A 14,805-nucleotide genomic window follows, 5' to 3' on the forward strand; every position below is an offset into this window, starting at 1 on the left:
ATCAGTCGCATCGAGCCGATGATGTCCTATTGGAATTTCGCCTTCGTATCGTTGAACGCTTGCATGTACCATGCCCAATATTTGTCCGCGCCGGCATCGTTCAGCTTCTTGATCAGCGCTTCCTGGCGTTTCGCGTAATCCGCGTCGTTCTTGGCATGCAGCACGATATCCGGGATGCCCTTCGTCATCAGATCGTCCAGCTTGGTCTGAATCCGTTTGATATCATCCGGCGGAGCAGGCATTGCGGCCTGCACGTCCTGCGGCACGACGTCGAGCGTCAGCACTTTGCCTTCGTCCGCGAATTTCTTGTACGCGGCGGCCGGATACGTCACGCCGTAGTGCTCGTCGTAATCCTTGTTCAGCGAATTGACCTTCGTCGCGAACACTTCCGGCGTATTGTACAGGTTCGCAAGGCTTCCATCGCTCAGTTCCGAGAAGTCGGTCATCCCTTGCTGGTTCGCGAACATGCCGATGCCGGTTTTCTTGTAGGCGTCACCGCCGGATGCGGCGAGCTGCACGATTTCCGGCTTCATCTGCGGCTTGCCGTCAACCAGATCCCAGTGCACGCCTTGAATGCCGCTCGCGATCAGCCGGGAGCCTTGCTCCGACGTCAGGAAATTGATCAGATCCATGGCGCGCGCCGGATCCTTGGCCTTGGCCGATATCGCCCATGCGCGGTCCGACCAGCCCGCGACCGTAGAGCCGCCTACCCACGCGAAGCCCCAATCGAGCGGAATCGTTACGAACCCGTGATCCGGTCCTTCCTTCAGCAGCTCTGCGTTGACGGCCTGGAACGGCCAGGTCGCCGCGGCGTTAAGCAGCGTGCCTTGCGATGCTTTCGTCACGATGTCGTTGTACTTGGCCGTGAACGCGTCGGGATCGAGAATGCCTTTCTGCTTCGCTTTGTACAGAAATTCGGACGTTTGCCAGAAGCCGCTGTTCGGCACATCCGTATAATTGTTGGCGACCGAGCCGTTGCCGGTAATCATGCCCATGCTGGTGAGGCCCCATGTGCCCCAATCGTTCCAGATGGCCGTTCCGTAGACCTTCTTGCCGTCCGCCGTCTTCGGATGCTTCGCGACCATGTCGGCGAGCACGTTCACCATATCGTCGACATTGCGGATCTCGGGATAGCCGAGCTCCTTGTAATAATCCCAACGGACGTTGAAGCCTGTCTGTTGGTCAAAGCCCCAGCCCGCTTTGCCCACCTGGACGGGAATGACGTAGAGCTTGCCCGTGTTGTCGCTCCAGAACTGCTTGCTGTACGAGAGGCTCTTCTCGAACGCCGGCTTCAAGATATCCGGTCCGTTCGATTGCACGAGATCATCGAGCGGAATGATATTGCCGCCCTGGATCATCTGCGCCAAATATTTGTTCGGCACCTGCATGATGTCGGGCAAGTCGCCGCTCGCCAGCTCGACCTTGAACTTCTCTTCGTCGTACGTTTCCAGGTCCATCGTGACGCCGGTTTGTTTCGTGATTTCGTTGTAGACCTCCGTGTTCTCGAAATCCTTCTGCGTGGCGTTGACCAGCACTTTGTACGTGATCGGTTCTTTCGCCGGCGCCGCGGCATCGTCCGTTCCCGCGCCGTCGTTCGCCGCAGCCGTACCGTTATTCGCCGTATCGCCATTCGCCGAGCCGCCGTCATTCGTTGCCGTGCCGTTGTTCGTGGATGCCGTGCCGGCGTCGTTCGTCGAAGCCGATTGCGAATTATTCGCCGCATTATTGCCGCCGCAGCCCGACAGCGCCACGACGGCGGCCGTCCATACGAGCAGCATGCTGCCTTTGAATGCTTTGTTCCGCTTCATGCCATGACCTCCTGTTTAATGGTCTTGTATATGATGACGGCTTCCAGTCGGAAGCCTTGCATCCGCCGATCGCGCCTAGCCTTTGATCGCGCCTAGCATAATGCCTTTGACGAAATACCGCTGCAGGAACGGATAGACGAGCATGACGGGCAGCGTCACGACCATCGTAATCGTTATGCGGATCGATTCCGGCGAAATCTTGGTCGCGAGGCCGCGGTTCAAGTCCTGCAGATTGCTGCTGTTGACGATTTGCTGGGCGTCCGTCAAATAGTTGTACAGAATCAATTGCAGCGTCTGCAGGTTGTCGGCGGAGACGAGAAAATAATTGTCGGTCCATGTGTTCCACTGGCTGACGGAAGCGAAGACGGCAATCGTGGCGATGATCGGCGTCGAGAGCGGGACGATGACGGACGTGAAGATTCGGAAATAGCCCGCCCCGTCGATCATCGCCGATTCTTCGAGCGCCTGGGGCAGCTGCTCGATGAACGTTTTCAGCAGAATGACGTAGTAGGCGACGACGGCGAACGGCAGGATGTAGAGCAGGAAGTTGTTCTTGAGCCCCAGCTCCTTCATCGTGATGTACCATGGAATGAGCCCCGCGTTGAAATACATCGTTACGATCAGGAACCGGTAGATGACGGTGCGGCCATACAGCTCGTTCTTCGTCACCGCATAGGCGAACCAGGAGCTGCAGGCAATGGTGACGATCGTGCCGATCACCGTTCGGAGCACCGAAATAAGGAACGAATGCAGCATATTGTCCAGCCGGAAGATATGCGTGTAATTCACGAACGTCAGCTGCTTCGGCAGCAGGATCACGCCCTTCAGCGCCTGCTGCGGATCGCTGACGGAATAGATGAAGATGTAGTAGAACGGATAGATGCACAGCAGGGTGAAGATGATCTGTATGCCGTAGTTAACGATGTCGAACGACAGGTTCGATGACTTGTTCATGCGCGCTCCCGCTCCTTTCCTCCTAAAATACCGACTGGCCTCTTACCCGCTTCGATACCGCGTTCACCGAGAACAGCAGCACGATGCTGATCAGCGATTTGGCCATGCCGACCGCCGTGCCGAACGATACGTCGCCGGTCGCGATTCCGGTCCGGTACACGTAATAGTCGAGTGTTTCGATTTTGTCGGCCACGAGCGAGTTGTAGAAGACGAAGTTCTGCTCGAAGCTGAACGAGGACAGGAGGTTGGCGACATTGAGCAGCGTCAGCACGAAGAACGTCGGCATGATGCCCGGAACGGTGATGGCCATGATGCGTTGAAACCGCCCTGCCCCGTCGACTTTCGCCGCGTCGTACAGCTCCTGGTCGATGCCCGCGATCGCGGCCAGGTAGATGATGCTGCCGAAGCCGAGACCTTTCCAGACCGAGATCGCCGTTTGGAACCACCAGGTCGCGGGCTGATTGCCGAGCACGTTCGTCGCATCCTCGATCCAATGGAGCTTGAACAAAATTTGGTTGAGCAGACCGCCCGAGGAGAAAATAACCGAGGCCAGCGAGTAGACGATGATCCAGCTGATGAAATTCGGCAGCGTGGTCAGCGTCTGGACCGTTTTCTTGAACAGCTTGCTTCGCGTCTCGTTCAGCAGAATGGCGAATATAACGGCGAGCGGCGAGGTCAGGATCGACAGCATGCTTAAGGCGATCGTGTTGGTGAGCACCCGGATGAGATCGTCCTTGCTGTCGAGCACGAGCCGGAAGAACTTCAAGCCGACGAACGGCGTCTGCGACAGCGGAATGCCGGGCTTGTAGTCGTAGAAGGCGTACAGCCAGCCGAACAGCGGAATGTAATTGAACACGAACACGAGAATCACGAACGGCACTACCATGGCGAACAGGGCTACCCGGCTTGCTTTCAACCTTCGCTTGCGAACCGAAACGGCGGCCGCGCTGGACGGGGCTTTCATCGTCGATCACTCCATCATCCAATCTGGATTGCTTTGCTGACTTGAGTATAAGGGATCGCAGGCGAAGGAAATATGGAGTAATCTACGATATTTGGACTGAAATGCAGGTGTATGGCTAGGGGTGCTGGAGGAGTTGAGGCGCGAGGTGCGGTGGGGTGGTGCTGGGTGCAGTGCTGGGGGTGCGGAGGCTGTGAGGCAAGGCGGGGTGATGCGGGGGGCGCTGAGGTGCGAGGTGCGGCGGGGTGACGCCGGGCGCTGCGGGCGCGAAGCAGGGCGAGGTGGCGCCAGGTGCGCTGAGGTGCGAGTCGCGGCTGGCTGGCGACGGGTGCGTCGAGGCTGCGAGTCGCGGCGGGCTGGCGACGGGTGCGTCGAGGCTGCGAGGCGTAGCGGGTTCGCTCCGATGCACTGTTGGCGCGAGGTACGGCAGGCTGGCGCCGGGCGCTGGGCGTTGGGGGCGCGAGGCGCAGCGGATTCAGCAACTTTTTCATTTTTTATACCAGGGATAATGCTCAGAAAGTTGCTCAAATGTCAGCTTTTTCATCCATAATATAGTGATATTGCTTAGAAAGCTGCTCTGATGGCAGCTTTTCAAGTCGTGAACAAGCGATCTCATATGAAAAGTTGCCTTAGCGGCAGCTTTTTCTATCTCGAGCCAACAACTTCTCTCTAAAAGCTGCTCAACAGCAGCTTTTTAAGCCTCAGGCCCGGGATTTCACACAAAAAGCTGCCCACTGGCAGCTTTTTCAACCTCAGCCTCGTGCCACCTCCCCCACCACACAGCCACAGGCCGCCGCTCAGGGTCGGCCAAACTGCCATCATCTAACGCTTGGAGCCTACGTAAGGACAAGCAAATAAGCCGCACTCCCACAACATGTGGAAGCGCGGCCCCAAGCACCAAGCGCCAAGTCCCGGCTTCAAATCTGTAACTGCACCAGTGATACACACTTGATTTTCGATCTCTCTGCTCTATCGCCCGCCCCTACTCAATCTCGCACCACTATCCTAGCTACTAGCTACTATCCTGGCTGCCAGACGCCCTGCCCTACGATCCGCTACGCCATTTCGCTCCAATTGCCCCCTTACAGCCACCGGTCAACCGCGCCCCATCTTCGCCTTCGTCTCCTCGAAGGCTCGCTTGAACCATGCGAAATACCGGTCGGCTCCGGCATCGACCAGCTGGTCGATCAGCTTCTGCTCGTTGACCGCGAACTCCGCGTCATTCGCCGAACCGAGCACGACGACCGGCATGCCCTTCATGAGCAGCTCATCCAGCTTGCTCTGAATGCGGATGATGTCGTCCGGCTTGGGCGGCATCGCGTTCAAGATATCCTGCGGCACTTGGTCGAGCGTCTTCACCTTCCCTTGCTCGACGAGCCGCTTATACGCCTCCGCCGGATAGGTAACGCCGTAATGCCGGTCATAGTCCTCGTAGAGCGAGTTCATCTTGGCCTTGTACATCTCGGGCGATTCGAACAGGTTCACGATGCCGCCGTCGTTCGTGACGACATGATCCGTGAAGCCTTGCTGGTTCGCGAACATGCCGATTCCCGTCCGCTTCCAGCTATCGCCGCCTTCGGCCGCGAGCGCCGCGGTTTCCGGCTTCATCTGCGGGACGCCGTCGGCATAGTCCCAGTGCCGTCCTTGAATGCCGCTGGCGATCAAGCGCGAGCCTTGCTCGGAGACGAGGAAGTTAATGAGCGCCATCGCCCGCCCGGGATCCTTGCAATTGCTGGTGATCGCCCATGCGCGATCGCTCCAGCCCGCGACCGTGCTCCCGCCGACGTTCGTAAATCCCCAGTCGAGCGGAAGGGTCACGAAGCCCTTATCCGGCCCTTGCCGGAGCAGCTCCGCATTGACATAAGCGAACGGCCATGTCGCGAACGCGGAGAGCAGCGTGCCCTTCGAAGCCTCCGCCACGATATCGTTGTATTTCGCGGTGAAAGCATCCGGATCGAGGATGCCGCGCTGCTGCGCCAGATAGAGAAACCGGGCCATGTCCCATACCGCACTGTGATCGGGATCGGTATAATCGTTGACGAGCTGCCCGGTATTGACGTCGTACACGCCGCCCCCGGTAATCAACCCGATGCTGCGGATGCTCCAGGTTCCCCAGTCGTTCCACATGCTTACGCCATACGTCTTGCTGCCGTCCTCCGTCTCGGGATGCCGCTGAACCATCTCGGCAATCACGTTCACCATGTCGTCGATGCTCCGAATCCGCGGATAACCGAGCTCCTTGTAATAATCCCAACGGACGTTCAAGCCCGTCTCCTGCTGGAAGCCGAAGCCGCTGCTGCCGACCTGCACCGGAACCATGTACAGCTTGTTCTTGCCGTCGCTCCAGAAGCGCCGGATATAATCCAGGCTCCGCGCGAGGACCGGTTGCGCGATGTCGGGTCCGTATGCCTTCACCAAGTCGTCGAGCGGAAGGATGTTATTGCCTTCGATCAATTCCTTGATGTTCTTGTTCGGAACCTGGATAATGTCCGGCAGATTCCCGCCCGCGAGCTCGACCTTGAATTTCTGCTCGTCGTAGGTTTGGATATCCATTGTAACGCCGGTCATGCGCGTGATTTCGTCATAGACTTCCGTGCTCTCGAAATCTTTGCCCGTGCTGTTAAGCTCTACTTTCAACGTAATCGGCTTCTGCGCCGCCGTGCCGGCAATGGAGCTATCGGCTTCTGCTTTGCCGCTGCTGCCCAGATCGGCGGCCTGCCCGCCGACCGTGTCGGCCAACCGAGCCGCTCCCTTCTCTGCCGAACCGCTGCCGCCGCTTCCGAAATCCCCGGCACCGCCGCCGGCGCCGGAGCAGCCGCCCAATGCCGCTGCCAGTATAGCCGCAATGCCCAACGTTACAGCCCGGCGAATCGTCGCTCTTCCATTCATCCGCTTGCCCCCTGTTTGCTTCGGTCATCGTTCCGCGGTCGAGACTAGGCATCGACCGGCGTCGAAGCGCCGCCTTCATGCCGGCTGATTCGCCGCCGCGCCGGGAATGTTCGGAATTCGCATGATCACGCTCGTATCGGCATGCTCCGTGCTCTGCACCCGAATGCCGTACTGCTCGCCGTAATGCAGACGAATCCGCTTATGCACGTTATACAAGCCGATGCCCTTGGACGTCTGCTCGCCGGCGTCCGTCAGGCGAAACTTGGCGTTCAGCTCCTCGACCTTCTCCGGCGCCATGCCTCCGCATGTATCGAAGACGACGATCGTCAGATCGCCGCCGGCTTCCTCCGCGGACAAGCGAATCAGTCCTTTACGGCTCTCGCCGTGTATGATCGCGTTCTCCACGGACGGCTGGATCATGAACCGGAGCGTCCGGCACGACAACAACCGATCGGGCACGTCGATTTCGAAACGGATCTCGTCCCCGTACCGATAGTTCATGATGTTCACATAATGCTTGACCCATTCGATCTCTTCGCGGATCGACCACATCGGCGACGGATCGTAATAGATCGGCCGCAGCATGCTGCCGAGGCTCGTCATGCACGCCATAATGTTCGGCGCGTCGGCGACAGCCGCCATCCACTTCACCGTATTGAGCGTATTGAACAGAAAATGCGGATTGATCTGCGCTTGCAGCGCCTCCATCTCCAGCTGCCGTTTCTGCTTCTCCGCCTCCTCGTTCTGCTGCATCAGCTCCAGGATGCCCGTCGACATGCTGTTGAACTGGGCGATCAGCTGGCCGATTTCCTTATTCGACGCCTGTTCCAGCGTGAGGCCGATTTTGCCGCGCCCGACATGCTTCATCCCTTTCACGAGCAGCTGGAGCGATTTCATGATCCGGTTCATCCACAGCGAGGAGAAAATAACGATCAGCAGCAGCGACAGCAGGAACACGGCGGCGATGAACCGCTGGATCGCGACGACGTCCCTCGTAAAATGCGCCGTCGGCACTTCGTTCACGAACAGCCACCCGGTATCCGCCATCCGGTAATAGATGACCTGCTCGGGCGTGCCGCCGCGGCTGGACGAGAAGCTGCCGAAGCGGCGGTCCGCGGCGATGTCGCCGTTAAACCGGTACGCTTCGCCGATCGTGTCCGTCAGCGTGCTGGAAATGATGGTGCCGGCTCCGTCTACGATGGTGAGCGAGCCGTCAGGCGAGCTTTGCAGGCTGCCGTAGCTGGATTGGAAATACCGCTCGTTGACGTTGAACACGAGTATCGCGTTCATCCGGCTGCCGCCGATCCAGCGAATGCCGCGCAGCGAGGAGATCAGATGCGCGTTCGTCAAGCCGACCGGAATCGCGGAACGCATGAAATCGATCGTCGTCATGCCGCCCTGCCAGATCGGCTGCGGGAAGCTGGCCTTCGCTTTGGCGTACAACGGCGTACCGTAGAACGGATACTGCTTGCCGAGCGTGTTCGTGGATTGATTTTGCGCCAGCGTCCCTCCGATCACGCTGCCGTTGTCGCCGAAGATATAGATGGAATCGAGGTAATCGTAGTTCGTCAAATATTGAATGATTCGCTCCGTGATGTCCCGCTCCAGCCCGATGAACTCCAGGTTGGTCGGCTTGGCATTCTGCAGGAAAGCCTGCACCTTCGTCTCGAGCAGGAACGTGTTCGACAGCTTATCGACCTCCCGCAGCAATGTAAGCGTATTCAATTCAATCTGGCGAAATTGCGCCATCGTCGTCTCCTGCGTCTTGTTCCTGAACAGCGCCAATGTCTTCGTGTAGCTGTAGTAAGAGCTGATTGCAAGCACGAGCAGCGTAACGGCCATGAACGATAGAATGAGCTGTGCCTTCAGCGAAAATCCCGCAAGCCGCCATCTCCCTCTGCGCGCCATCCTATTCCGTCACTCCCGTCCACTCGTTCATCCACAGGCGGCGAAAGCCGCCGGGCCTCACGCCGGTATGCTTCTTGAACGCCCGGCTGAAGTAGCTGTCGTCGGCGAAACCGACGCGCTGAGCGATTTCGTACGACTTCAGGTTCGTGCCGAGCAGCAGCTCCTTCGCCTTCTCCAGCCGGACGCGGTTCACGTATTCGGAGAACGTGAGCCGCAGCTCCTTCTTGAAGAGCAGGCTGACGTAATTCGGCGACAGCTCCAGCAGCTCCGCGATCTCTTGCAACGAGATGTCCTCGCTATAGCGCTCCTGGATGAATCGAACGGCGCGGGCGATGTCCTTGCCCAGCTGCTTCTTCGCTCCGCGGGCGGCCTCGACGTCGAGCAGGAACTTGCCGTAGACGGCCGCGCATTCGTCAAGCGTCTCGCACACTTGCAGCTCTTCGCTGCGATTCGCCGCGAGCGCTGCCACTTCGGTTTCGCTCAGGATGTTCGTGATCGCAGGTCCGTGCAGCAGACGGACGAACAGCTTGCGAATGTCCTGCCGGTCGCCGAGCCTGCCGGTCGAGAGGAACGACCGCACGATCGCGGCAAGCTCCTTATGGCCGATTTCTTCGTACTGCAGCCATTGCTCGCAATACCGCTCGATGGCGCGGGCGACATTCTCCTCCAAGGCGCCGGTTGCGATATCGCGCAGGAACAAGAGCTTCTCCGTACCGAAGAAGAACTTCTGCCCGACGGCCCGCTCGCTCTCCCGGTACAGATCATGCAGGGCGGCATACCCGGTCAGCATGCCGCTGATGCCGAACGTGGCGGAAATGTTGAAGAATCGCTTCATCACCTTCTGGATCTGCCGAAGGATGCCCGTCAATTCTTCGCGAATATGCAGCTCGCTCGATCGATCGCGGAAACTGAAGAGGAACAAGTAGCGCTTGTCTTCGTCGGAGACGACTTCTCCCCGCTGCGACTGCTCCAGCAGTTCGCCCAGCACGTTCATGAGCGTGACCCGGATCAGCTCGCCTTTGGCGTCGTTGAATTTGGCACGGACCTGCTCGAAATGGTCGATTTCCATCATGCAGACGATGAGCCGTTCGGGATGCAGGCGCAATTTCAATTGCTCGATGTGGCGGGTAAATTCGTCGTTGGAGTAGAGGTTGTAGAACACGAAGTTTTTGATGATGTTTTCTTTCAGCGAATCGGGGTTGCGGATAATGCCTCTTGCGGTGCCGACGGCACGCTGCGCGACGAGCTCGTCGCGCACGCGCGTAAGCACCTGATGGACCTCTTCGTCGGTCATCGTCAGCTTCAGGATATAGCCGCTAATGCCGAGCTGCATCGCCTGGCGCATCAATTCGAAATCCTCCAGGCACGACAGGATGACGATGCGCGTCCGGTCGTCGAACGCCCGGATCCGCTTGATCAGCTCGAGGCCGTCCATGATCGGCATGCGCAGGTCGGTAATGACGACATCCGGCCGGATGCCGCCGTTGAAGTGCTCCAGAGCTTCCCGTCCGTTAGCCGCGTCGGCGCATACCGTCATGCCGTACGCGTCCCAGGCGACGGCGTTCTTGAATCCCAACCGGACGAGCATTTCGTCTTCCACGATCATGACACTGTACATGCGGGAACCTCCTGCAGCGAAGTAGGCAGCCATATGCATACGATACTCCATCATTTCGGCCTTGGCAATGATCGCCTCTATCAAGCGGCCCGATATCGCCGCTCCCGCTCGTGAAGCTTGTCCGTTCGTTCAACAACGAGTTCGCTTACGCGTACGCGTTGGCTTGTATGGATTCGCTTGTTCAGCCAACATGCATCCCCGTCGTCTTTAACAACGGTCCGCAGCGAAACGTCATCGAACGGACGGAGATGCATGTCGGAACAGCGTATGGCGATCGCAACGAACGCAGCCGTCTTAACGCGTACGGTCAGCGCGTATACGTTCTGAATCGGTGCACGATGTCTACGGCGTATTTGATCATGATCGACGCGCCGCCGATAAAATAGAGCACGATCAGCGTGTAGTGCGTAGGGTCGATCGAGGTCAGCGAGAGAATAAAGTTCAGCGGCACGATGTAATAGAGGATGTCTTTCAGATAGCCGATGAATGTCGTATCGAACGTTCCCGACCAGAAAGAACGGGCGAAGGCGATCACGAAATCGAGAATCATAAACACGAATGCGCCCCACATGGTGTACACGACCCAATCCCCGAGCGTGAAACCATAATCCATGTATCATCACCACCTTCCTTCACCATATGCCGGGCCTGTCGACATGTGAAACGATGCTGCAAATAAACGCAAAAAGGATAAAAACCGCGTTGAACGGTCTTTATCCTTCGAAATTCAATGCGATGCACTGAGATGCACAAGGTAGCCGGTTAGTCCGCCCGCGACAAGCCGACGGACTTGCCGCGGGACTTGCTCAGCATCTTCGGCAGCTTCATGTTCGCGATCGCGACGCCGGCCAGAATGAGCACGCCGCCTCCGATCTGCGCGAGCTTGATGGGATCGCCAAGCACGAAGTGACTCACGACGATCGCGATGAACGGCGGAATGTTCATGAACATCGCGCTGACGGAAGGCCCGGCGACCGCGATGCCCCGGTTCCACCAGAAGCCGGCCAGCCCCTGTCCGATCACGGCGACGGCGATCAGCAGCAGCCAATGCATCAGCTGGTGGCTGCCGTGCGACTGGCCGCTGAGCGCTTCGTAGCCGACCGCCGGCGTCATCAGTATCGTGCCGATGACGGTGGCGTAGATCGTGATTTCGTAAGACGACATCCCGACCGTCAGCTTACGGATGAACAGCAGGCTGACGGAGAGGCCAAGCGTGGCGATAAGCAGATTGATGTCGCCGATCGAGATGCCGATCGACTTGCCGCTGTACAGCACGATGCAGACGACGCCGGCCAGCGCGATGACGGTCCCGGAATATTTCGACCACGAGATGACTTCTTTCAGGAAGATCCGCGACAGGAGCGTCGTGGCAATCGGCGACAAGGCGACGATCAGCGCGGCGTTGCCTGCGGTCGAGTGCTCCAGTCCGGTGAAATAAAACAGCTGGTTGATCAGCGTGCCGGCTATGCCGGCCCACAGCAGGAGCAGCCACTCGCGCTTCGTCGGCCTGCGCATCGATTTGTTGACGAGCGCGACCGAGATCAGGAAGAGCGACATGACGACAAGGCGCGAGAAAGAAAGCAGGATCGGCGAGAAATCCCGAAGTAAATACGCGCTCGCGACATAATTGCAGCCCCATAGCAGCGATACGCCCCATAACTTGAGCATGACAGTACGGTCAGGCATCGTTCGTTGACTCCTTGCATACCGCTAACGGTTATTTATGATGAATGGTCGCTCCCCCGGAAGCGCCGGCGTTCCGGGTGGAGCGCAAGTAGGACAATACGGTGGCCAGCGCCATCAAGGCGGCCATAAACCAGAATACGGCATGCAGGCCGGAAATGAAACCGTTGAGCGAAGACTTATCGTCCATGCCGACTTGCGTGCCGGAGAAGATCGCGAGCATCGCTTCATGCGGAATGCTGTGCGTGACGATCGGCATCGAGAAGGCGATGCTGAGCATCATGCCCATGTTCGTCGTCAGCGAGCGGATACCGGACGCTTCGCCGCGGTATTTCGGCCCCGCCGCGTTCATGATGCTGCTGGAGTTCGGCGAGTTGAACAGGCCCGAGCCGACGCTGATGATCGTCATGTAGACGGCCAGATGCCAGAACGGCGTATCCAGGCCCGTATCGAGCGCAAGCCCCGCCATGCCGAAGATGTTCAGGAACAATCCGAGCGTCGCCGGCATCGTCTCCCCGTATTTGTCGCCAAGCATGCCTGCGACCGGCGAGACGACGAGCATGCCCGCCGCCAGCGGAATCGTCATGATTCCGGCTACCAGGGCATCCTTCTCAAGCGCGCCCTGGAAGTAGAAGATCAGCATGAACATGACGCCCATGCGCGCGATCGCGTTTAACGTTGCCGATACGATGCCGAAGGAGAAGACGCGGTTCGCGAACAGCGGCAGATGCAGCAGCGCGTTCGGATGGCGCTTCTCGCAGCGCAGGAACAGCGGGAACAGCACGACGAAGAACAGCCCCGAGATCCATACGACCGGCGACGTCCAGCTCTGGATCGGCCCCCAAGTCAGGGCGATCAGCAGGCCCGTAATGGACAGCACGTACGTGATAACGCCGCCGCGATCCAAGCCTCCGGCCTTCGGAGCCGCGAATTTGTCGTCTTTCATGCCGAGCACCTTGAATCCCCAAATCACGCCGATGACGCCGAACGGCACATTGAACCAGAACGTCCACTCCCAGCCGAAGGCTTCCGTCAGCCAGCCGCCGAGCACCGGTCCGATGATTTGACCGACCGCGACGACCATGATGTTGATGCCGAGCGCGCGTCCGAGCTCCTCTCTCGGGAAAGCGTCGGCCACGATCGCCGTGCTGTTCGCCATGATCATCGCGCCGCCGATGCCCTGCAGGATCCGGAAAACAATGAGCAGCGGCGCATTGTCCGCGAACCCGGCCGCCAGGGAGACGACGGTGAAGAGCAGCATGCCGAAGATATACACGCGTTTGCGGCCGAACCGGTCGGCCAGCGAGCCGGCCATCAGCACCATGACGGTTTGCGCGACCATGTAAGAGAGCATGACCCACATTGCCTGCAGCAGCGATGCGTGCAGGCCTTTCAATAAATCAGGCAGCGCGATAATTAATGTGCTGAAATTAAGCGCCGACAATAAAGAACCAAGGCTCGTTACGGATAAAATCCACCATTTTCTAGAATCGTTCATGTCATTCATCGACCTCTCTTCGTTCACGCTCGCGTTCAGCGATCTGCCGCTTCCCGTTGTTCCTGCTTCAACCGATGCGCCCGTTCGAGCCGCGCGCCGAAGCTCTGCCGCATCGCATCCAGCTTCGCCATCTTCTCGTCGATATGCGCGATGATCGACTGCAGCCGCTCGGCCGCTTCATCCAGCAGCCGGTCGCGTTCTTCAAGCCGGGATTCGCCGCGATAGCTCGCCCGAATGCGATCCAGCTCTTCCTCCGCTTGCAGGATGTCGCGGATTTCCTGCAGCGAAGCGCCAAGCACCTGCTTCAGCCGCAAAATATGCGCAATCCGCTCAACCATCGCCTCGTCATAGATGCGATGACCGCCTTCCGTCCGCGCGACGTCCGGGAGCAGCCCGATTTCCTCGTAATAATGCAGCGTACGGGACGTAATCCCGAGCCGCTCCGTCACTTCTTCCATCGATAATTTCACCGAAGGCGCCAAGTTGTGTAGTACCTCCCTCCAGTCGGAATGTTTGATCAGCTTTTGCTATCATAGCAGAAATTCAAGATTACGTTAACGTTAGATTTTGAAAAAATAACCGAATTGCCAGGGGAGCATGGGCAGTCCGTTATCAACGGAATTAACGAGTGTCGGCGTTAAAGCGGAGCGAGGCATGCAGCGGCGGCTGTGCAGAAGCTCTGAGAGCCGAAAGCACGGCAAAAAGGCGTCATGCGATCCGGCGTTCGAACGGCATGCCGCCTTAACTCGTCGTTATTTCTCAAGCACGCAGCCTTCATTGGAGCTTCGGATGATTATATCGAACTGATGACAGCGGGGATGCATAAACAATTCATATTGGATTCTGCGCTCGTCATGCGATTGCCTTAACGCTTCGATGTCCCGGCCGCGCTCATTCACGTCGCGATCGCTTCTGCGCGTCAGTTCCGTTTCGCCGTCGGTGTATAAGTAGATCGTCGAATCATACAAATCGAGATTCGTAAACGCGACGGTCATCCCTTCGACGATCGTAATGCCGTTATGCGGGGAGATCAGTTGCTGCTCCGCAAACTCCGTGCGTATGGTATACAGATCCATCCCGTCTCGAATCATCCGCAAGTCTCGCTCCAATGCCAGACTGTTGTGCGCCGCGGGATGACAGGCCGTCATTTTGTCTTGATGGCGTTCGTTGCGATAGTCGTAGCTGATCAAAGTATATTTCCTAAGAGCAGAGCCGATCAGATAGGTATCCGTATTGATCACGTTCACATGATCCGGGCCGAGAAGCTCGACGAGTTGTCGGGTTAACGTCGTCTTGCCGGAGGCGCCATGACCTGAAATCCCGATAATCGTTCGCCCATTCCTGCCGCTTAACCGATTGACGACCTCTTCGATCACCTTGTTCATCTCTTCCTCCGTTTGCTTGAAGTGATTGCCCATCGCCGGCCGGCCTGACGGCAAGCCTTCAGGGAGATAATGCCAGTTTAGCAGTTGGGGATTAAGGTTGT

At 58.2% G+C, this 14,805-nt stretch carries 11 protein-coding genes; all 11 read right to left on the minus strand.

The genetic code is table 11. From position 1 onward, the window contains the following. Window positions 1-26 precede the first annotated feature (26 nt). Window positions 27-1,808, minus strand: a complete 1,782-nt coding sequence (locus GXP70_RS16930) for an extracellular solute-binding protein (RefSeq protein ID WP_162357917.1) — start codon at window positions 1,806-1,808, stop codon at window positions 27-29. Window positions 1,809-1,883: 75 nt separating this feature from the next. After that, window positions 1,884-2,762 carry a carbohydrate ABC transporter permease gene (locus GXP70_RS16935; protein WP_162357918.1) on the minus strand — a complete coding sequence of 293 codons (879 nt, stop codon included), beginning with the start codon at window positions 2,760-2,762 and terminating at the stop codon, window positions 1,884-1,886. Between the two features lie 22 nt (window positions 2,763-2,784). Continuing rightward, window positions 2,785-3,726 carry an ABC transporter permease gene (locus GXP70_RS16940; RefSeq protein WP_225442449.1) on the minus strand — a complete coding sequence of 314 codons (942 nt, stop codon included), beginning with the start codon at window positions 3,724-3,726 and terminating at the stop codon, window positions 2,785-2,787. A 1,092-nt stretch (window positions 3,727-4,818) separates the two neighbouring features. Next, on the minus strand, window positions 4,819-6,612 hold the full coding sequence (locus GXP70_RS16945) for an extracellular solute-binding protein (protein ID WP_162357919.1): 1,794 nt from the start codon (window positions 6,610-6,612) through the stop codon (window positions 4,819-4,821). 75 nt (window positions 6,613-6,687) lie between these two features. Then, complete coding sequence (locus tag GXP70_RS16950; RefSeq protein WP_162357920.1) at window positions 6,688-8,520, minus strand: cache domain-containing sensor histidine kinase; 1,833 nt, start codon at window positions 8,518-8,520, stop codon at window positions 6,688-6,690. A 1-nt stretch (window position 8,521) separates the two neighbouring features. Beyond that, window positions 8,522-10,138: a helix-turn-helix domain-containing protein gene (locus GXP70_RS16955; RefSeq protein ID WP_162357921.1), complete on the minus strand. Its 1,617-nt coding sequence runs from the start codon at window positions 10,136-10,138 to the stop codon at window positions 8,522-8,524. Between the two features lie 307 nt (window positions 10,139-10,445). Further along, the gene (locus GXP70_RS16960; RefSeq protein ID WP_162357922.1) at window positions 10,446-10,751 is read right to left on the minus strand and encodes a hypothetical protein; all 306 of its coding nucleotides are present in this window, start codon (window positions 10,749-10,751) and stop codon (window positions 10,446-10,448) included. A 149-nt stretch (window positions 10,752-10,900) separates the two neighbouring features. Continuing rightward, window positions 10,901-11,824, minus strand: a complete 924-nt coding sequence (locus GXP70_RS16965) for a DMT family transporter (RefSeq protein WP_162357923.1) — start codon at window positions 11,822-11,824, stop codon at window positions 10,901-10,903. A 31-nt stretch (window positions 11,825-11,855) separates the two neighbouring features. Continuing rightward, a complete protein-coding gene (locus GXP70_RS16970; protein WP_162357924.1) occupies window positions 11,856-13,319 on the minus strand; it encodes an MFS transporter in 1,464 nt (487 codons plus the stop codon). Between the two features lie 35 nt (window positions 13,320-13,354). Next, window positions 13,355-13,801: a MerR family transcriptional regulator gene (locus tag GXP70_RS16975; protein ID WP_225442450.1), complete on the minus strand. Its 447-nt coding sequence runs from the start codon at window positions 13,799-13,801 to the stop codon at window positions 13,355-13,357. Between the two features lie 270 nt (window positions 13,802-14,071). Next, entirely contained in the window at window positions 14,072-14,704 is a 633-nt protein-coding gene (locus GXP70_RS16980; RefSeq protein ID WP_162357925.1) for a uridine kinase family protein, read from the minus strand. Window positions 14,705-14,805: the final 101 nt, after the last annotated feature.

It is taken from the genome of Paenibacillus lycopersici (assembly GCF_010119935.1).
Classification (GTDB): Bacteria; Bacillota; Bacilli; order Paenibacillales; family Paenibacillaceae; genus Paenibacillus_Z; species Paenibacillus_Z lycopersici.